The sequence below is a fragment of the Pseudomonas lactis genome, from assembly GCF_001439845.1.
Lineage (GTDB): Bacteria > Pseudomonadota > Gammaproteobacteria > Pseudomonadales > Pseudomonadaceae > Aquipseudomonas > Aquipseudomonas lactis.
Genome location: NZ_JYLO01000016.1, coordinates 48,337 through 66,210, shown reverse-complemented (window position 1 = coordinate 66,210; position 17,874 = coordinate 48,337). Strand labels below are relative to the sequence as shown.

Sequence of the window (17,874 nt, the reverse complement as noted above, 5' to 3'; positions counted from 1 at the left end):
GGGGCCGGGGAGGGAGACAGCATGCGCCAGGGCGGTGATCAGCGCTATTTTGAGTCAGACGACTACAAGGCCTACAAAGAGATTGAAGAGCAGATCGGCCTGTGTACGCCAGAGCAGGCCTGGGCCATGTACTACGTTTCGACGGGCATGGTGCGGGAAAACATTACCCTGGCGGTGATGGAGCATATTGGCCGGGGCAATCGAGCTTTGCTGCTTGAGTTTCCAGACCTGGTGCGAGTTGCCGGGCGTGACGCTGAGCCGGGTGCGCTCGCCTCCAACTGGCCTTTGCTGCGCAGGCGTCGTCGATAACTCTGCTGGGTGTACCTCTCGAGGGGCGATACGCAACATCGATACGAAACTGAACCCGTGACGGACTGACAGCCGGCGCTGATCTAACTGACACACCACGATCCAAATGTGGGAGCTGGCTTGCCTGCGAAGACGGCCTGACAGCCGACGCCTATCTCCCTGACACCCCGCGATCAAACTGTGGGAGCTGGCTTGCTCGCGAAGGCGGCCTATAGAGTTGTATAGATACCTATGCCTATGGGGAGGCGTAGCTCGGTTGTAGGTTATTATTGTGAGGCTTGTAGGGAAAGTCTGCATTTTTTGTAGGGTCGATGCCTTTTCGCCCTGTGTTCTCTACTCTGGCCACCCATTCTCCCTGCCCACTTCAGAGAACTGACCGGATGCTTCAACTCGATTTTTATTCAACCCTCGTTGCCGCTTCACTGGTGCTATTGCTGGGACGCGGGCTTGTGGCCCGAATCGGCTTTTTGCGTACTTACAATATTCCTGAACCGGTAGCCGGTGGCCTGTTGGTCGCCATGCTGCTCCTGGCGTTGCGCGGGTTTGCCGATATCGAAGTACGCTTCGATCCTTCATTGCAAACCCCGTTGATGCTGGCGTTCTTTGCCACGATCGGTTTGAACGCCGATTTTGCCAGCCTGAAGAAAGGCGGACGTATCCTGGCGGTGTTTTTGCTGGTGGTAACGGGCTTGCTGGTGGTGCAAAACGCCATGGGTATCGCGCTGGCGTCGGCACTCGGGCTTGACCCATTGATGGGCTTGCTGGCGGGTTCGGTGACCTTGTCCGGTGGGCATGGCACCGGCGCGGCCTGGGGGGCGGTGTTCAGTGAGCAGTATGGCGTGGCTTCGGCGTCTGAATTGGCGATTGCCTCGGCGACCTTTGGCCTGGTGCTCGGCGGCCTGATCGGCGGGCCTGTGGCGCGTTTTCTGATCAAGCGGGTCGAGGTGCCAGGTATTGGGCAACCGCAGTCGAGCCTGGCCAAGGGGTTTGAACAACCGAATGAAGAGCGCCTGATCACGGCGTTTTCGTTTATCGAGACCCTGGCATTGGTCGCGATCAGCCTACAGGGCGGCAACTTGCTGAATGCCGCCATCCAAGGCACCGCTTTCGAATTGCCGACGTTCGTGTGTGTACTGTTCGTGGGTGTCGTACTGCGCAATGGGCTGTCGATGCTCGGCTGGCATCAGGTGTTCGAGCGCGAAGTCTCGGTGCTGGGCAATGTCAGTTTGTCGCTGTTCCTGGCGATGGCGCTGATGTCGCTCAAGCTCTGGGACCTGGCGGCACTCGCCTTGCCGATCGTCATTCTGCTGGCCGCGCAGGCATTGCTGATGGCGCTGTTCGCGATTTTCGTGACGTTCCGGGTGATGGGCCGCAACTATGATGCGGCGGTGCTGGCGGCGGGCCATTGCGGTTTCGGGCTTGGTGCAACGCCCACGGCGATTGCCAATATGCAGGCGGTGACGCAGCGCTTTGGGCCTTCGCAGATCGCGTTTTTGGTGGTGCCGATGGTGGGCGCGTTCTTCATCGATATCGCAAACGCCGTGGTGATCAAGTTGTACCTGGCGCTGCCTTTCCTGGGCACTGCTGGGTAAGTTTTTCAGCGCCTGCCCACGGTGTTCATCGCCTGGGCCAGGCGCTGCGTGGCTTGCTGGATTTCGTCCCGGTCGAGAGAGGCAAAGCCCAGGCGCAGCGCGTTTACCGGCTGGTCGTTGGGTGAAAACTGACGACCGCTGCGCACCACGACGCCGTGGTCCAGTGCGGCGTTTGCCAACTTATCGACGTCTATTTCTTCCTCGAAACGTACCCATAACGCCAAGCCCCCCTCGGGCTCGCGCACCTGTATGCGAGCGCCAAACGCCTGGTCCAGGCAGTCTCGCAATACGGTGCGGCGCGCCCGATATTCTTTCGACACGCGGCGCAAGTGCTTTTTCAACTCCCCGTCATTGATCAGGTCTGCCAGCATGGCTTGAGCGACCGCATCGGCATCGCCCAGCATCAGCGCGGCATTGCGCTGCAGGGCTTCAATCACAGAGGTGGGCGCGACGATATAACTGCAGCGGAACGTCGAGCCTAGCACCTTGGACAACGAGCCGATGTACAGCACATGGCGTTGGGCGCGGTCACTGGCCAGTGGTAGGTAAGGGCGGCCACTGAAATGATATTCGTGGTCGTAGTCCTCTTCGATAATGCAGAAGTCATGCAGCGCGGCCAACGTCAGCAAGTGCTGCCGGCGTGCAGCGTGCAAGCTCACGGTGGTGGGAAACTGGTGATGGGGTGTGAGGTAAATCATGCGCACCTTGTGCTCACGGCATAAGCGCTCGACCTGATCTGTGCGGCAACCTTCATCGTCGATGTCGACCGTGACCAACTGCGCGCCGAGCTTGCGGAAAATTTCCCACGCTGGCGGGTAGCTCAGGCGCTCCACCAGTACCACGTCGCCAGGCTTGAGCAGTAGGCTGGCACTCAGGTACAGGGACATCTGGGTGCCCTGGGTCAGGCAGATATTTTCGGCAGTGACCGTCAGCCCACGGTTGTTGCGCAGCATCTCGGCCAGGGCGCAGCGCAAGTGATAGCCGGTGCCTTCGCTGCCGTAGCGCACGGTATTGGAGGCGAAGCTGTTGCGCAATGCATGGCGATAGTAACGGTGCAAAACGGCTTGGGGCAGCAGGCGGTGGTCGCTGGTGCCGTTGTCGAAAAACAGCGCGTCGTGGCGATGCTCAAGCGCGACCACTTGGGCGTTATGGGTGAAATAGGGTACCCGTGGTTGCTCCAGCAACGGCGGCGCGAAAGACGGTTGGGTAACGCCGGGCAGCTGCTTGGGTGTCAGCTGCGCATTGACGAAGGTGCCACGGCGCGGCTCGCTGACCAGCCAGCCCTTGGTCATGGCTTCTTCGTAAGCCAGGATCACCGTCTTGCGGTTGACGTCGAGCAACTGCGCCATTTCCCGCGTGCCTGGCAGCAATGTTCCAGGTGGCAGGCGGCCCTCGAGGATGGCATTGACCAAGCCTTCGGCAATCTTGCGGTAGGACGCCTGGCCGGTGCCTTCTTCAAGCCGCAGCAAGGGGCGCCATTTACGCATCTGGACCATCTGAAGTATCCAAATCTGGAGGTTTTAATGGGCCTAGTCTAGCGCAACAATCAGGTCTCACTCATCCCGAGGTCTTTATGAATACACGTCATGTCATCGAACTCTCTCCCTCGGGGAAAACCTTTGACGCGGGCGACGAACTCTTGCTCGACGCCATGCTCGCCAGTGGCCTGGCCGTGCCGTTCTCTTGTCGCCGTGGCGCCTGCGGTTCGTGCAAGGTAGTGGTCGCTGAAGGTGCGTACCGGGCCAAGCGCCTGGCGCCGGGCGCGCCGCAGCCTTCTTATCCTTTGGCAGCCAATGAGATGTTGCTCTGCCAAAGCCACGCCTGTGGCGACATGCGGCTGCTTATACCCGGCTGGTCGCTGGATACGCCCGCGCTGGTAGTGGCGGCGCAAGTTCACAGCAAGCGTGCGCTGGGGCCCGATGTGATCGAGTTGATATTGACGCCCGAAACCCCAGTGGCGGTGCGGGCTGGCCAATACCTCAAGTTCCGTCTGGCGGACGATGACACGCGCTGCTTTTCGGTTGCCAACCTGCCCGCCGATGATGAAGGGCGGTTGGTCTTCCAGATTCGCCGGGTGAGTGGCGGGTACTTTTCCGAGGGGATCCTGGGTGGTCTCGTCGTGGGTGAGCGTCTGCACGTGGAAGGGCCGTTTGGTGCCTGTACCTGGCAGGACGATGATGCGGCGCCGGTGGTGTTATTCGCCACGGGCACTGGTTATGCGGGCATCAAGCCTATCCTGCTGACCGCGCTCAAGCGCGATGTCGACGTGACGTTGTACTGGGGCGGCGCGCAATCGGTGGATTTCTATGACAGCGCATTTCTCGACCACCTGATGCTTGAGCATCCTCGTTTTCGCTGGCATTGCGTGCGGTCATCCGAGGGCAGAGTGCAAGAGGTTGCAATGAGTCATGGGCATCAGTGGGAACAGGCCCAGGTTTATGCGTGCGGCAACGGTGCAATGCTCGGCCAGGTGCGCACCCATTGCCTTGAAGCGGGGTTGCCGAGCCACCGGTTTATCGCGGAGGCGTTTGTCGCCAGTGGGCGGTCAAGTGCGCAAGCAGTCTCCCTGTCGTTCGACCCGGTCTGGGAGAAAGTCGGTCCGCGTTATTCCTTGGACGGCATGTTGGCGGCGCGGGAAAAATCCAAGCGTGCCTTGGCGGCCATTGCCAGCCAGTTGAAGGTCGGCATGACCACCGGTGAGGCCCTTGAGATGGCCGCGAGGCAACTGCAGGCCATGGGCGCTTCGCACACTTGGCATCCGACGTACATTCGTTTTGGCGCCGACACTGTGCGCCCACCGCGCGAGGGCATAGATCGTCAGCGCAGGCTGGGCGCTAATGATATTGCCGTGGTCGATCTTGGCCCGGTGTGGGATGGCTACGAAGGGGACTATGGCGATACGTTTGTGTTTGGCGATGCGCCGTTGCATCAGGCCTGTACAACGGCCTTGCACGAAGTGTTCGATGAAACACGCCAAGCTTGGCTGCGTGGCCTGACCGGGCGTGAACTCTACGACTTCGCCGAGCAGAGCGCTGCGTCAAAGGGCTGGAGGCTGGCGCGCAACCTGGCGGGGCACCGCCTTGCGGATTTTCCCCATGCATTGTTCGAGAGCAAAGAGTTGGCTGACCTGGAGATCTCGCCCAGTGAAATGGCCTGGGTATTGGAGATCCAGCTGTGCCATCCCACCGAGCCGGTCGGTGGGTTCTTTGAAGACATGCTGATGTTGCAAGGCTGAAGAGCCTGCCATTGTTGCCGAGAATTGCGCTTATCTCGATTGCCCTGCAAAGCGAGATCTCGCCCACACAACCGATCCCCTGTGGGAGCTGTCGAGCTTTAGCGAGGCTGCGAAAGCGGTGGGTCAGGCGCTGAAGATTCTGCCTGTGCCGCCGCCATCGCAGCCTCGCCGGGGCTCCAGCTGCGTCAGAGCTTCGGCAACTGCCCGACGCGGCCCATCATTTCGGTGACGATCTGCAGGTCCAGCAAGAACTGCTCAACCGTCTTGAACTCGCTGTCCGTGTGCCCGGTGTACTTCTCTTCCGGGCGCGCCAGGCCGAATTGCACGCCGTTGGGCAGGTCATGCACGGAGGTTGCGCCGGCTGAAGTGCCGAACTTGTGTGCCATCCCCAGGTTTTCCGTGGCCACCGCCAACAAGGCCTTGACCCACTCGCCTTCAGGGTTGCGGTACATCGGCGTGTCGAGCGAGTACGTGAAGTTCACCTTGACCTTGGCATCCTGGTTCCAGGCAGTGAGCTTCTGCTCAATCTGCGCCTTGAGTGAATCAGGGGTTTTACCTTTCGGCGCGCGCAGGTTCACTGCCAGTTTGAAGGCTTTGTCATCTTGGCCCACAAACGTCAGCGAGGTGGTCAGCGGGCCCATGAAATCATCCGCGTAGCCCACACCCAATTTTCCGCCCAGGTAATCCAGGCCCCAGTTGTCGGCGGCATACCGCGCGGCGTCGGTGATGTGGTTGTGCTTGAGGGCGACCTTGCCATCCAGGCTATGGATCAGCTCCAGCATGCGCGCCACCGGGTTGACTCCGGTTTCGGGCTCGGAGGAGTGCGCGGACACGCCGGTCACCGTGAGTTTGACGTCCTTGCCATCGACCTTGGCCGTCACCTGGAAATTGCCACCGTTGCGCTTGGCATAGTCGGCACCGGCCTGTTGCAGGCTGGCGGCCAATTCGGCGGGTGTATCGCTGACCAGCGTGGCCACCGAGGCCGATGGGATCTGGTTGTTCGCCTTGCCGCCGGTCATCGCGATGATCTCTGCGCCTTTGCCTTCGCCTTTGCGCACCGGGAAGGTGGCCATGACCGTCCCCGAGCCTTTCTCGGCAATCACCACCGGGTAACCGCCATCCAGCGCCAGGTTGTATTGCGGCACGGGATTGCGCTCGAAATAGTAAGGAATAGCCTCACCGGAAGTTTCTTCGGTGGTGTCCACCAGCAGCTTGAACGTGCGCGCCAGTGGCAGCTTTTCTTCCTTGATCACCTTCATGGCGTACATCGTTACCACGATGCCGTTCTTGTCATCCTCGGTACCGCGGCCATACATGCGGTCGCCGATCAGCGTGACCTTGAACGGGTCGAGTTTGGTGCCGTCTTGCAGCACCCAGTTTTCCGGGGTGACCGGCACCACGTCGGCGTGAGCATGCACCCCCACGACTTCATCACCGCTGCCTTCCAGGGAGATTTCGTAGACGCGGTTATCGACGTTACGGAAGTTCAGGTTGAAGGACTTGGCCAGGGCCTCGATCTTCGCGGCGATCTTGAGGAATTCCGGGTTATTGTATTGCGGCAGGCCGTCTACGTTAAACGTAGGGATCTCCACCAGTTCACGCAGGGTTTCGAGCGCGGCTTTGCCATATTTAACGCGGGTGTAAATGCCCAGCAGGCGATTGATCTCGTTCTGCTGCTCGGCGCTCAGGGTTTTGTTGCCCAGAAACGCGCTGATAGCAGTGCCGGTGTCAGCCGATTTGCCGAACTCGCCCTTAGCCAGGGTGCCGAGGAAACTGCGAAAATCGGTGACCGAGGTCTCGCTGAACTGCTTCAAGATGGCTGCGCTTTGGTCTGCGGTGATGTTAGCGGATGCGGGAGTGGCAACTGCCGACAGGCTCGCGGCGAACAAGGTGGCAGCCACCAGTTTTTTCAGTGGAAAGTGCATGGTTAAAGGCATTCCTTTGCAAAGTGAATGTAGGAAATATTCTGATCGTTATGTCAGAAACAATTTCACACACTAACACTGCAAAGGAACAGTAGGGGAGACCTTGAACAAGGAAAAATCCTACTTTAATAAACGCACCGTTCATTAGTCGCTGGCTTTTTCAGAGTTAGGGCCGAACCAAATACAAGGTCTGAGTGAAGGTACCATCGGGGTTGGGTTCGGAGCTCATTTCGCCGGTGGAACCGGCATAGGTGCCTGTGCTGCCGACGACGGCGACCACGGATTTTCCGGCTTCCAGTTCCTGGCCGGCGACTACCACGGTACCTGTAACAGCGCCACCTGAGCCGAAGAACAGTAACGTCCATTGGCATTGGCTGTGAACGCCTGGCCGTGTGCTGACACAGTAGCCACTGTTGCTGCCGATATCACGGCGGTCCTGATCCATCAGTGGTTGGTCGAACACGAACAGATCGCCCTGGGAAGGGCCAGGAGGGCCAATATCAACCGCGCTCTTCAAACCGCGGGTGCCGTCGGCGAGGGTGACCAGCGTGATGGGCTGACGGCTGTTGATGCAAGCTGCGAGGGAGATAAGCATAAGCAGCGTACAAGTGGTGCGAAGCAAAGCGGTTTTCATGGCTGTGGTCTCGTGGCAAGTGGACTCCGGACGCAGCACCGCTAAAGCTGCAGCCGGAAAATGCTAAGACTAGCGGCCAATCAGGAAAACACAACGCCGTGCCTGCGCGCCGTCACTTACCGCGTACCTGGGTGGGGAGGCGCATAGTCGGCCGACACATCCAGCGCTTTGGCATAGGGCCCATCCCACAGCTGTTCATGCAACTGGCCTACGCGCTTGGCCATCGCCTCACTGCGCATCACCACCTCCAGATTGCGCGAATTATCCAGGTAGCCGCCCAACCAATTGCTGGTGCCAACCCACGCCACCTGGCCGTCGACCTCCATGGTTTTACTGTGGATCACCCGCGCATAAGGGATAAAGCCTTGCTTGGCTTCGGGCAGGGTGACGATCTTGATCTCGACATTCGGCAGCACCGCCAGGCTCTTGAGATAAGGCAGCTCCAGTGGGTCGGTGTTCCAGTTGGACACCATCAGCTTGATCGACACGCCACGGGCAGCGGCGGCGCGCACGGCGTTGTCGATCACGGCGTAGTACGGCCGGGTGCGATCCGGTCCGTAGGACAGCGGCGCGTAGTCGAGCAATTGCACGCGCACTTCTTTTTTGGCTTCGCCCAGCAGGCGCGGCAGTTCCAGCTGTGAGTCGCCCACGCCGGGCGGGTTGTAGCGTTGCGGGCTGGCCACCAAGTAGTTGCCGGTACGTGCAGGTGCCTGGCCGCTGGCGGGTAGCGGCACCGGGTGTTTCCCCGCCAGCGCGGCCTGAGCTTGCCAGTCTTGCTCGAAGATCGCCTGCACCTGGCCCGCCACCGTTTCGTCAGTGATGCGCAGCCCGGTTTCGTGGATGTGTTCCAGGGCGCGCCAGTCGAAATTCTGACTGCCGACAAACGCTTGCTTGCCATCCACCAGCAGGTACTTGGCGTGGATGATTCCGCCGCTCAGTTGCCCGTAAGGCAGCACGCGCAAGGTCAGGTTGGGAATGGCGCGCAAGCGTTCCAGGGTGGCGGCGTCCGACAGCTTGATGCCTTTTTCTTCGAGCAGGAAACGAATCTTCACGCCGCGTTTGCCGGCGGCTTCCAGGTGATCAAGCACCTTGTTCATCACCGAACCTGGGTGGTCCGCGGCGTAGAACTGGCCGATATCAATGCGGCTTTTGGCGCCGTCGAACAGCTCGATCCATACCGGGCCGGGCTGGCGTAAATCGTCGGTGCTAAGGGCGGTGTCCACGGGCACGGTGTGCACCAGTTCAAAGCCTGGAATGGAAAAGTCCGCCTGGGCCAGCGGACTGAGGAGCAAGCCGGTCAGGCCGGCGATACGCAACTTTATCGAAAGGGACATAAGCGTCTCATCGCACCAAAGGAAAAGGCGAGCGCCCAAGGCGCCCGCCCTGCAGGTCAGGCTGTGCGGCTGTGCAGCGGGGTGGGCACGCGATGGGGCACTTCATCCTGTGCGCGGGCGCCGGTGGCGGCGCGGATCAACAGGATCTTCAACTGGTCGTTGATGCGCTCCAGGCTGTCCTGGAAAAAGTTGTGAAACACCACGCAAAACAGCGCGATGGCGATACCTAATCCCGTGGCGAACAACGCCGTCCCGATACCCCCGGAAATCTGCCCTGGGTCCGACACGCCCGCGGTGGCCAGCGCCTTGAAGGTGTCTATGATGCCGAGAATGGTACCCAGCAGGCCCAGCAGCGGGGCGGCGGTGGTGATGGTCTCGATGATCCACAGGCTGCGGGCCAGTGGGGCGCGGGTCTTCAGGTACTGGGTATCGATTTCGTCGTCCAGGTCTTTGCGCGAACCGTGGGTTGCCTTCTGGGCCAGCACCGGCAAGATCATGTTCAGCGGCAGGCTGTCGCGACGGGTCAGGTTTTCCGGCAGGTCGCGCTCGCTGTGTACGTTGGCGCCCAGGGCGTCGATCAATGCGCGAGCCTGGCGGCGTACGTAGGCGAAGTAGATACCGCGTTCGATGGCGATGAAGATCGCAATGGCCATCGCCGCGTACATCACATAGAAGGTGACGTCGTGGAGCAGGTTCATATCCATGATGGTGGTCCTCTTGAGGTGAGTCTTAGAAATTCGCTTCCAGCGAAACCGTGACGGTACGGTCCAGGCCGACGATGTACGCAGGGTCCCCATCGCGGAAACCGCTATAGCTGGCCGCGTTGGTCTTGGTGGTGTACACGCCGTCCAGGTATTTCTTGTCGAACAGGTTGTCGACGTTCAGGCGCAGGGTCGCGTCCTTGACCACCTTCTTGTCCACCGGCAGGTAAATACCGGCGCCGAGGTTGAACACGGTGCGGCCGGAAATCGCCTCGTCGTTGGTCAGGTCACCGTAGAGCTTGCTGGTGTACTTGCCGCCGAAGGTGCCGTAGAAGCGACCGTCGTCATACCCGATGTTGGCCGCCAGCATGTTCTTGGGCACGTTGGCGAACTGCTTGCCACTGGTGGGCAGCACGATGGGTTTGCCGGCGTTGTAGACGGTCAGGTCATCCTGCTGCTCGGCCTTGGTGTAGGTGTAGGAGGTGTAGTAATTGAAGTGGTGGGGCAACTGGCCGCTCCACTCCAGCTCCAGCCCTTTGTTGACCACGGAGCCGGCGTTGATGTCGGCAAAGTCACCGTTGATGTCCCGGGACGACACCTGGCGGTTCTTGAAGTCCATGTAGAACAGGGTGGCGGCCAGGTTCATGTCGTCGCCGCTGTAGCGCCAGCCCAGTTCATGGTTCCAGCTGGTTTCCGGTTCGGCGTCGATCGAGCCGGCGCCTTTGTCGTAGAGCACGTAGTTCTGCGGCACGCGCATGTTGCGCGACAGGCTGTAGAACAACTGGTCACGCTCGTCCAGCTGGTATTTCAGGCCGGCGTTGGGCAGCAGTTTGTTGTAGGTCTGGTTACGTTTTTCCGGGCGTTCGTTGAGGCTGCCGTGGTTGGTGCCTTCACGCTCGACGTTCATGTAGGCCAGGCCTGCGATGAAGGTCCAGTCCGGGTTGATGTACCAGGTGTCCTGGGCCCAGACCTTTTGCGCCGGCGTCACGGTGAAACGGTCGCGACCCTGCACGGTGTTGCCGTTGGCATCGACGATGGCGCTGTTGGAGTCCGGCCAGGTGTCCACCGGCTTGCCGTTGCTCTTGAGCGGAATGAACGGCTGGGTCTGGCTCTGGCGTGCGCGCTCGTACCAGTAACCGAATTGCAGGCTATGATCGCCCAAGTCCCAGGTCAGCTTGGTGGTGATACCCGGACGCCAGGTTTGCGTACGTGAAGGGCGGTAGTACACGCCGCTGTTGGGTGTGCCGTCGGCGTTGTATTGGGCGGCGGTGGGCAGGTTGCCGAGGTCGAATACACCGCCCTGGTTGGAGCCACGGTTGAGGGCATAGCTGGATGAACCGACGCCGCTGCCATTGCCCCAGTAGTAATACGGGATCACCGACAGCGCGAGGTTATCGGCCAGTTTGAACTGGGTGTTGAGCACGGCGGTGAACGTCTGGAACGGGTTCTGCGCCAGGGCGTAATAGCTGTTGTACTTGCCGTTGCTGCCCACGCTGGGTGTTGCCGGATAAGGGTCGTACTTGCGGCCATATTGCTGGAACTGCGCCTTGGTCAACTGGCTGTAACTGTTGTTGTCCTGCTCGTGGTACTTGAGGATCAGGTTGGCGGTGTTGCCATTGCCAGCGTCGAAAAAGCTATTCCACTCCACCTTGTCCGCGCGTACCGCGCCCGAACCGCGCCACATCTCTCCTTCGGTATGGGACACCGACAGCCAGTTGCTCAAGCCGTTGATTTCGCCGGTATTGAGGCGGGCAAAGGTCTTGCGTGTGGCATTGCTGCCGACGACCTGTTTGACGAAGGCGCCGGTTTCCTTGGTCGGGCGAATGGTCACGATGCCAATGTTGCCGCCGCTGGAACCAATGTGCGGGCCGTCGGACTCCGAAGCGCCTTGGGTAACGAAGATCTGGTCGATGTTTTCCGGGTCGCCCAGCAGGTTGGAATACAGCGCGTAGTTGCCCGAATCATTGATCGGCATGCCGTCCACCGACATGCCCACCTGGTCGGAGTTCATGCCGCGCATGGTGAAGCGAAAGCCCGACAAGCCGGTGTTGTCTTCGCTGGAGATGTTCAAGCCCGGGGTGTACTTGAGCTTGTCGATGGCATTGCCGGTGGCCGCCTGTTTATCCAGTGCTTCCTTGGTCACCGTGGAGCGGCCCTTGATGCTTTCCTCCGGCACCATGTAACCGCCCCCGGCGGTCGCCTTGCCTTGTACCCCAATGGTGCCGACGTCGCTGGTCTCTGCCATGACCATTCCCTGGGTCATGCTGGTCGCGGCCACAAGTGCCAGATGAATACGGGTGAACTTCATCACTGTCGTCCTGGTGTCGGGTGCTTATTGCACGCTGTAGTTGAAGGTGGCGGTGAAGCGCTGCTCATTGCGCCCCCCGAAGGCTTGCTCGGGGAACGGTTTGACTTGCTTGATGCGACGCAAGCTGTTGGTGGCTGCCCGGTTGAGCAACATGCTCGAGGCCTGAGTTTGTAACCCTGAGTCGAGTACCCGGCCTTGGCGGTCTACCAGCAACCACACCACCACTTCGCCGCTCGGGCGTTCGAGGGACGCCTGACGCCCGGTGGGGTACTGCTTGTAGGTGTCCAGTTCGTTGCGCAAGCCTTTGAGATAACCGCTTTCCAGGGCCTGGCCATCGACTTTCGGTGGCGCCGGTGGGGCGGGTGTAGGTGCCGCTTGGGCCACCGGAGCCGGGGCTGGTTTGGCGGCCACCGGTGGCGGTGTCGGCGATGGCTTGGCGACCACGGGCGCAGGCTTGGGCACAGGTTTTGGCTTGGGCTTGGGCTTGGGTTCGGGTTTTGGCAGCGGCTTGGGCGGTGGCGGCGGGGGAGCAGGCTCGGCCTCTTCCTCTTCGATCACCGGCGGTGGCGGTTCTTGCTCCACCACCGGTTCCGGTATGACCTCCGGTTCCGGCTCGACCAAGGCCAATTCGACCGCCGACTCGTCATACACCGGCTCGACTTTCAACGTCTGGGACTGGATACCCAGTGCATTCAGCACCAGGGCGATCAGGGCCGGGACACTGCCCAGCAGCTGACGCGCACGAAACAGAACGTACATGATCAGGACTTACGCGTGGCGATGGACACGGAGGTGAAGCCACCCAGGCGCAGGGTGTCCATCACTTCCACCAGGCGCGAAACCTCCACGCCTTTGTCGCTGTTGACGATGATCGTCGACTTGGTATCGGGCTTTTCGGCAGCCTTCAGCGCCGGCACCAGGGCATCCACCGTCACGTCCTTGCCGTCCAGTTGCAACTGGCCTTCCAGGCCCAAAGTGAGGATGAATTTGTTCTGCGGCTTGAGCTGTTGCGAGCTGCTGGCGCTGGGCAATTGGGTCTTCATGCCGAGCGCGGGAATCACGTTCAGGCTCACCAGTACGAAAAACACCAGGAGGAACATCATCACGTCGATCATCGGGATCAGCTCGATGTGCGCCTTGCGTTTCTTGGGTTCGTCCCAGGTTCTCATTCCGTTACCCCGTCATTGAATTAGGGGCAAAACGCTAACAGCCAAAAATGACCGATTGGTTAACTTTAATTGACCGTTTAGAGGCTCTAGGACGCGTCTTTCAGAAAACTTACCGGTCAGTTTTCGGGCGTAATGAAACTGACACTCGGGGCATCCATGCTTGAGAAATTTATCTTGAGAGCCGGCCTCCATGCCTACTGCATTGCCTCAATTGACGACCCCGCGACTGTTGTTGCGCGCCCTGCAAATGCACCAGGCGCAGGTGCTTTTCACGCTTGCCAACGGGCCGAAAATTGCCGACAACACGGCGAACATTCCATCGCCCTACACCCTTGAAACCGCCCAGGATTTTATTGCCGGGGCCACCGATAAGTACCGCACCGGTGAGCTGCTGAATCTGGGGATGCATGTGCGCGGCACCGATGAATTGGTCGGCATGGTCAGCCTGCGTATCAATGCTCGCCATCGCTATGGGCACTTGGGTGGCTGGGTGGCGGCGCACTGCCGTAACCAGGGGTATGCGGCTGAAGCGGCGAGCGCGGTGATGGACTTCGGCTTCGAGGCGCTGGGGTTGCAGCGCGTGGGCAGCCAGTGTTTCGCGCGCAACAAGGAATCGGCGCGGGTCATGGAGAAGATCGGCCTGCGCTATGAAGGCTGCATGCGCCAGGCGTTTTTAAAGAACGGCGTGTATGAGGACATGCTCGGGTTTGCCACCGTGCGTGACGACTGGGAGCGCTGCCTGTGAGCGGCGAAGTCGACCACGGCCGGCGCCGGGTCCTCGGCGGGCTGGCGGTCGCTACGGCGTTTTCTATTCTCAGCCCGTTTGCGCGCAGTGCCGGGGTGGATTATCCGTTCCCCCTTGGCGTGGCGTCCGGCGACCCGCTGCCAGATGGCTTTGTGATCTGGACGCGTCTGGCGCCGTTGTTCAATGCGGCGGATGGCCGTGGCGGCTTGAGCCGCACGGTGCCGGTGCGTTGGCGGGTGGCCAGCGATGCGGCGATGACGCGCATTGTGAAGCAGGGCGAAGTACTGGCGACGCCGCGTTTTGCTCACGCCGTGCATGTCGAAGTGGCGGGGCTGGCGGCGGATCGGCCGTATTGGTACCAGTTTGAAGGGCTCGGCGCACAGAGCCCGGTGGGGCAGTCGCGCACGATGCCGCCGCTGCAGGCGATGGCCACGGCCCGGCTGGGGTTCGTGTCCTGCTCGCACTGGGAGCGCGGTTACTTCAGCGCCTACCGACACCTTGCCGCCGAGCAGCCGGACCTGGTGTTTTTTCTCGGTGATTATATTTACGACAGTTCCTATGCGGCGGAGTCGGGCAAGGTGTTTCGCTCTCACGGCAGTGGCAACGCACAAAGCCTGAGCGATTACCGCAACCGCTACGCGCTGTACAAGACTGATCCAGACCTGCAGGCTCTTCACGCCGCGGCCCCCAGCGTCGTGACCTGGGACGACCACGAAGTACAGAATGACTACGCCAACCGCTGGTCCCAGGACCCGAAGGTGGCGGTGGCGCAGTTTCTCAAGCAACGGGCCGCGGCGTACCAGGCGTTTTACGAACACATGCCCCTGCGTGCCAGCAGCGTGCCAAAGGGCTCGGATATGCGCATCTACCGGCGCCTGGATTACGGCCGGCTTGCGCGTTTCCATGTGCTCGACGGTCGCCAGTACCGTTCCGAGCAACCGTGCATCGCGGCCAATGGCAGCCACCAAGGGCATATTGTCACCACCCCTTGCAGCGACCTGCGTGACCCTGGCCGCACGTTGCTCGGCTGGCAGCAAGAGTCTTGGCTGGACCAGGGGTTTGCCCAGTCCAGGGCGCAGTGGAATATCATCGCCCAGGATTTGCTGGTGGCGCCGCTGATGCAGCGTGACTTGACCAACCATAAGCTTGGCCGCTGGACCGATGGTTGGGATGGCTACATGGCGAACCGCTCACGGATGCTGGCGTCGATCATGCGTAACCGGGTGAAGAACCCGGTGTTCTGGGGTGGGGATATTCATTCGTTCTGGGCCACCGACCTGCATGCCGACGCCGACAGGCCAGACTCGGCGGTGGTCGCCACCGAGTTTGTCGGCTCGTCGGTCACCTCCGACGGCCCGCCCTATGACGCGTTCATGAAGATCATGCCGCTCAACCCCCATGTGAAGTTCTTCGACAGCCGTCAGCGTGGCTATGTGTCGGTGGAGTTGGCGGCCAGCACCATGCAGACGAATTTTCGTGCGATCAGCGACCCGCGTGACCCGGCGGCGACGGTGTCGACGTTGAAGTCGTTCGTGGTTGAGCCGAGCAGGGCGGGGGCTATTGCCGTGTAGCCTGTTTCTCTGGGGCGATCCAATGTGGGAGGGGGCTTGCCCCCGATAGCGGTGTGTCAGTCACTGCATCTGCTACTGCACTAACGCTTTCGCAGGCAAGCCAGCTCCCACAGGGAACTGAGCTTAACTGAATGGCATTAAGGCAAGCCTCCTCCCACATTGATTTCATAGCGCACCGAGAGCGCGCCTTTTTTCTCCGACAACGCCAAGATCGTTACCTGGCCCAGTTCGCTCAACGTTTGAACATGCGTGCCGCCACAGGCGTAAGCGGGTAATTCGCCGAAGCCGACTTCGCGGGTGCCGTCTTCCAGTGTCATGTGGCGGGGATAGTCGGCGGCGATCCATGTGTTGAGCCACTGCTGGAGCGTCTGCGCATCCATGTCTTGCGCGGCCTGGCCACGGATAAAGGTGATCTTGCCTTCGCCCGGCCAATGATGCGCCTTGATCGGCATCCAGCCGAGGCGTTCGCCAGCATTGCCAATCAAGTGCCCCGCCGAATGCAGCCGGGTGTGCAAGGCCCGCCGCTGTGCGTCGACTCGCGCAATGGCGGGTCCTGGTTCCAGGGGGCGGTCGACGTAGTGCACCACCTGTTCGGCTTGCTGCATGACTCGCAGCACCTGGGTGTCGCCGAGCCATCCGGTGTCGAACGGCTGGCCACCGCCTTGGGGATGGAAAATCGTCGATTGCACAATCACGGCGAATTGCTCTTCGTACGGGGTGCAACTGAGCACTTCCAACTCGGCCGTCAGGTGGTCGTGGGTAAAAAACAGGCGCTCGGTCATTATCTACATCCGCATCAGGGTTCTGTGGGCAGTATAAATAGTGCGCAGATGAGTGATAATCCGCTCAATTATCAATGGACCTGTGCGTCATGAGCATCAATCTTCCTTTGCCGTTGTTGGGTGAAATGGCGATTTTCGTCAAGGTCGTGGAAACCGGCAGCTTCTCCGAAGCGGCGCGGCAACTCAGCGTTTCACCTTCGGCGGTGAGCCGCAGCATCTCGCGCCTGGAAAAAGCCCTGGCCACACGCCTGCTGCAACGCACCACGCGCAAGCTGCGCCTGAGCGAGGGCGGCGAGGAGGTGTTCAAGCGTTGCCAGGAGATGGTCAATGCCGCGCGCTCCGTTATGGAAGTCAGTGGGCAATTTACCCATGAAGCCGAGGGCCTGGTGCGGGTCAGTGTGCCCAAGGCGGTGGGGCGATTCGTGGTGCACCCGCACATGCCGGAATTCTTGCGGCGCTACCCCAAGGTTGATGTGCAATTGATTTTGGAAGATCGGCATGTGGACTTGATCGACGACAACGTCGACTTGAGCATCCGCATCACCGATAGCCCGCCGCCAGGCTTGGTCGGGCGCCAGCTGTTGCCCATCGAACATTTGCTGTGCGCGACGCCGCAGTACCTGGCCGAGCACGGTACACCGAGCCATCCCCATGATCTGCTCGGGCACAGTTGCATCTATCTGGGAGAGACACCGGGAGATTCACGCTGGAAGTTTCGCCAGGCTGGCAAGGCGGTAACGGTCGGCGTACGCGGCCGGTATGCGGCGAACCACACCGGGGTGCGGCTGGAGGCGGCCTTGCAGCATGTCGGGATTGCCAGCTTGCCGTATTTCACCGCGCGGCATGCGTTGGAAGCGGGGGAGTTGGTGCAGGTGTTGCCGGGGTGGGATTTTATTGCCTCGTACCATGGCGAGGCGTGGTTGCTGCATTCGCCCACACGGTACCTGCCGCCGAAGTTGCGGGTGTTTATCGATTATCTGGTGGAGTGCATGGCCAGGGAGCCCACGCTGCGCCGACGGTAGGAACGCGGTTGCTCGTTCCCACGCTCTGCGTGGGAATGCCACCTTGGACGCTCCGCGTCCTGCCTTTATGCCTGTGCGCGGGTGACGCAGAGCGCCACAGGATAGGTTCCCACGCAGAGCGTGGGAACGAGCATAGTTGTCAGTGTTTGCTCTGGTCCTGAGGCATCGCCAGCAGTTGTTTTTCCTGGTTCCAGTCGAACGGTTCGTCGTTCTGTTCGGCTTCATAGCGACGTTCTTCCAGGGCCTGGTACAGGTCCAGTTCTTCGTCGGGCATGAAGTGCAGGCAGTCGCCGCCAAAGAACCACAGCAGGTCGCGGGGCACCAGGTGGGCGATTTGCGGGTAGCGCAGGATGACCTGGCTCATCAGGTCCTGGCCCAGGTACTGGCTTTCGATCGGGTCGATTGGCAACAGGGCGCGCAGTTCGTCGAAACGCTCCAGGAACAGCGAGTGGCTTTCCTCGGGTACCTGTTCGGCTTCGCCGACGGCAACCAGGATGCTGCGCAAGTGGTCGAGCAAGACGAGATGATCGGCAACGACGTTGGACAC

The 17,874-nt window shown here is 60.7% G+C and carries 16 protein-coding genes; 6 read left to right on the top strand and 10 right to left on the bottom strand.

Going from position 1 to position 17,874, the window contains the following annotated elements:
- Window positions 1-21 precede the first annotated feature (21 nt).
- Both TX24_RS25250 and gltS read left to right on the top strand, forming a co-directional pair.
- The gene (locus tag TX24_RS25250) at window positions 22-309 is read left to right on the top strand and encodes a hypothetical protein (protein ID WP_003190084.1); all 288 of its coding nucleotides are present in this window, start codon (window positions 22-24) and stop codon (window positions 307-309) included.
- A gap of 380 nt (window positions 310-689) precedes the next feature.
- A complete protein-coding gene (gene gltS, locus TX24_RS25245) occupies window positions 690-1,901 on the top strand; it encodes a sodium/glutamate symporter (RefSeq protein ID WP_003190086.1) in 1,212 nt (403 codons plus the stop codon).
- A gap of 5 nt (window positions 1,902-1,906) precedes the next feature.
- Here the strand turns inward: gltS and pdxR are convergent, their stop codons facing one another.
- Entirely contained in the window at window positions 1,907-3,397 is a 1,491-nt protein-coding gene (gene pdxR / locus TX24_RS25240; protein ID WP_003190087.1) for a MocR-like pyridoxine biosynthesis transcription factor PdxR, read from the bottom strand.
- Window positions 3,398-3,474: 77 nt separating this feature from the next.
- Here pdxR and TX24_RS25235 point away from each other — a divergent pair, with 77 nt between their 5' ends.
- Complete coding sequence (locus TX24_RS25235; RefSeq protein ID WP_057711574.1) at window positions 3,475-5,136, top strand: M24 family metallopeptidase; 1,662 nt, start codon at window positions 3,475-3,477, stop codon at window positions 5,134-5,136.
- Window positions 5,137-5,321: 185 nt separating this feature from the next.
- Here TX24_RS25235 and TX24_RS25230 read toward each other — a convergent pair whose 3' ends face one another.
- From TX24_RS25230 to TX24_RS25200, 7 genes are all read right to left on the bottom strand, one after another.
- The gene (locus TX24_RS25230) at window positions 5,322-7,061 is read right to left on the bottom strand and encodes a dipeptidase (protein ID WP_003190089.1); all 1,740 of its coding nucleotides are present in this window, start codon (window positions 7,059-7,061) and stop codon (window positions 5,322-5,324) included.
- Between the two features lie 166 nt (window positions 7,062-7,227).
- Window positions 7,228-7,656 (bottom strand): allene oxide cyclase barrel-like domain-containing protein, encoded by a 429-nt coding sequence (locus TX24_RS25225; protein ID WP_232964720.1) that lies wholly within the window; start codon window positions 7,654-7,656, stop codon window positions 7,228-7,230.
- A gap of 155 nt (window positions 7,657-7,811) precedes the next feature.
- On the bottom strand, window positions 7,812-9,029 hold the full coding sequence (locus TX24_RS25220) for a phospholipase D-like domain-containing protein (protein WP_003190093.1): 1,218 nt from the start codon (window positions 9,027-9,029) through the stop codon (window positions 7,812-7,814).
- A gap of 56 nt (window positions 9,030-9,085) precedes the next feature.
- Complete coding sequence (locus tag TX24_RS25215) at window positions 9,086-9,733, bottom strand: MotA/TolQ/ExbB proton channel family protein (RefSeq protein ID WP_003190096.1); 648 nt, start codon at window positions 9,731-9,733, stop codon at window positions 9,086-9,088.
- Window positions 9,734-9,758: 25 nt separating this feature from the next.
- Window positions 9,759-12,038, bottom strand: coding sequence for a TonB-dependent receptor (locus TX24_RS25210; RefSeq protein WP_003190098.1), 2,280 nt, complete (start codon window positions 12,036-12,038; stop codon window positions 9,759-9,761).
- Between the two features lie 24 nt (window positions 12,039-12,062).
- The gene (locus tag TX24_RS25205) at window positions 12,063-12,797 is read right to left on the bottom strand and encodes an energy transducer TonB family protein (protein ID WP_057711573.1); all 735 of its coding nucleotides are present in this window, start codon (window positions 12,795-12,797) and stop codon (window positions 12,063-12,065) included.
- 2 nt (window positions 12,798-12,799) lie between these two features.
- Complete coding sequence (locus tag TX24_RS25200; protein WP_034135199.1) at window positions 12,800-13,207, bottom strand: ExbD/TolR family protein; 408 nt, start codon at window positions 13,205-13,207, stop codon at window positions 12,800-12,802.
- Between the two features lie 190 nt (window positions 13,208-13,397).
- On the opposite strand from TX24_RS25200, the gene TX24_RS25195 reads away from it, so the two are divergent.
- Together TX24_RS25195 and TX24_RS25190 are read left to right on the top strand one after the other, a co-directional pair.
- Window positions 13,398-13,952: a GNAT family N-acetyltransferase gene (locus tag TX24_RS25195; protein WP_057711572.1), complete on the top strand. Its 555-nt coding sequence runs from the start codon at window positions 13,398-13,400 to the stop codon at window positions 13,950-13,952.
- Complete coding sequence (locus tag TX24_RS25190) at window positions 13,949-15,523, top strand: alkaline phosphatase D family protein (RefSeq protein WP_057711571.1); 1,575 nt, start codon at window positions 13,949-13,951, stop codon at window positions 15,521-15,523. The genes TX24_RS25195 and TX24_RS25190 overlap by 4 nt, the downstream gene beginning before the upstream one ends.
- A 137-nt stretch (window positions 15,524-15,660) precedes the next feature.
- Here the strand turns inward: TX24_RS25190 and TX24_RS25185 are convergent, their stop codons facing one another.
- Entirely contained in the window at window positions 15,661-16,305 is a 645-nt protein-coding gene (locus TX24_RS25185; RefSeq protein ID WP_057711569.1) for an alanyl-tRNA editing protein, read from the bottom strand.
- Between the two features lie 89 nt (window positions 16,306-16,394).
- Between TX24_RS25185 and TX24_RS25180 the strand changes: the two genes are divergently transcribed.
- The gene (locus TX24_RS25180) at window positions 16,395-17,327 is read left to right on the top strand and encodes a LysR family transcriptional regulator (RefSeq protein WP_057711567.1); all 933 of its coding nucleotides are present in this window, start codon (window positions 16,395-16,397) and stop codon (window positions 17,325-17,327) included.
- A gap of 139 nt (window positions 17,328-17,466) precedes the next feature.
- Here the strand turns inward: TX24_RS25180 and TX24_RS25175 are convergent, their stop codons facing one another.
- A complete protein-coding gene (locus tag TX24_RS25175) occupies window positions 17,467-17,874 on the bottom strand; it encodes a PA2817 family protein (protein WP_003190109.1) in 408 nt (135 codons plus the stop codon).

Coding starts and splice junctions, on each gene's coding strand:
- TX24_RS25210 (WP_003190098.1), bottom strand. CDS start 12,038: ATGAAGTTCACCCGTATTCATCTGGCACTTGTGGCCGCGACCAGCATG.
- TX24_RS25250 (WP_003190084.1), top strand. CDS start 22: ATGCGCCAGGGCGGTGATCAGCGCTATTTTGAGTCAGACGACTACAAG.
- gltS (WP_003190086.1), top strand. CDS start 690: ATGCTTCAACTCGATTTTTATTCAACCCTCGTTGCCGCTTCACTGGTG.
- TX24_RS25195 (WP_057711572.1), top strand. CDS start 13,398: ATGCCTACTGCATTGCCTCAATTGACGACCCCGCGACTGTTGTTGCGC.
- TX24_RS25215 (WP_003190096.1), bottom strand. CDS start 9,733: ATGGATATGAACCTGCTCCACGACGTCACCTTCTATGTGATGTACGCG.
- TX24_RS25200 (WP_034135199.1), bottom strand. CDS start 13,207: ATGAGAACCTGGGACGAACCCAAGAAACGCAAGGCGCACATCGAGCTG.
- TX24_RS25185 (WP_057711569.1), bottom strand. CDS start 16,305: ATGACCGAGCGCCTGTTTTTTACCCACGACCACCTGACGGCCGAGTTG.
- TX24_RS25225 (WP_232964720.1), bottom strand. CDS start 7,656: ATGCTTATCTCCCTCGCAGCTTGCATCAACAGCCGTCAGCCCATCACG.
- TX24_RS25180 (WP_057711567.1), top strand. CDS start 16,395: ATGAGCATCAATCTTCCTTTGCCGTTGTTGGGTGAAATGGCGATTTTC.
- TX24_RS25205 (WP_057711573.1), bottom strand. CDS start 12,797: ATGTACGTTCTGTTTCGTGCGCGTCAGCTGCTGGGCAGTGTCCCGGCC.
- TX24_RS25235 (WP_057711574.1), top strand. CDS start 3,475: ATGAATACACGTCATGTCATCGAACTCTCTCCCTCGGGGAAAACCTTT.
- pdxR (WP_003190087.1), bottom strand. CDS start 3,397: ATGGTCCAGATGCGTAAATGGCGCCCCTTGCTGCGGCTTGAAGAAGGC.
- TX24_RS25230 (WP_003190089.1), bottom strand. CDS start 7,061: ATGCACTTTCCACTGAAAAAACTGGTGGCTGCCACCTTGTTCGCCGCG.
- TX24_RS25220 (WP_003190093.1), bottom strand. CDS start 9,029: ATGTCCCTTTCGATAAAGTTGCGTATCGCCGGCCTGACCGGCTTGCTC.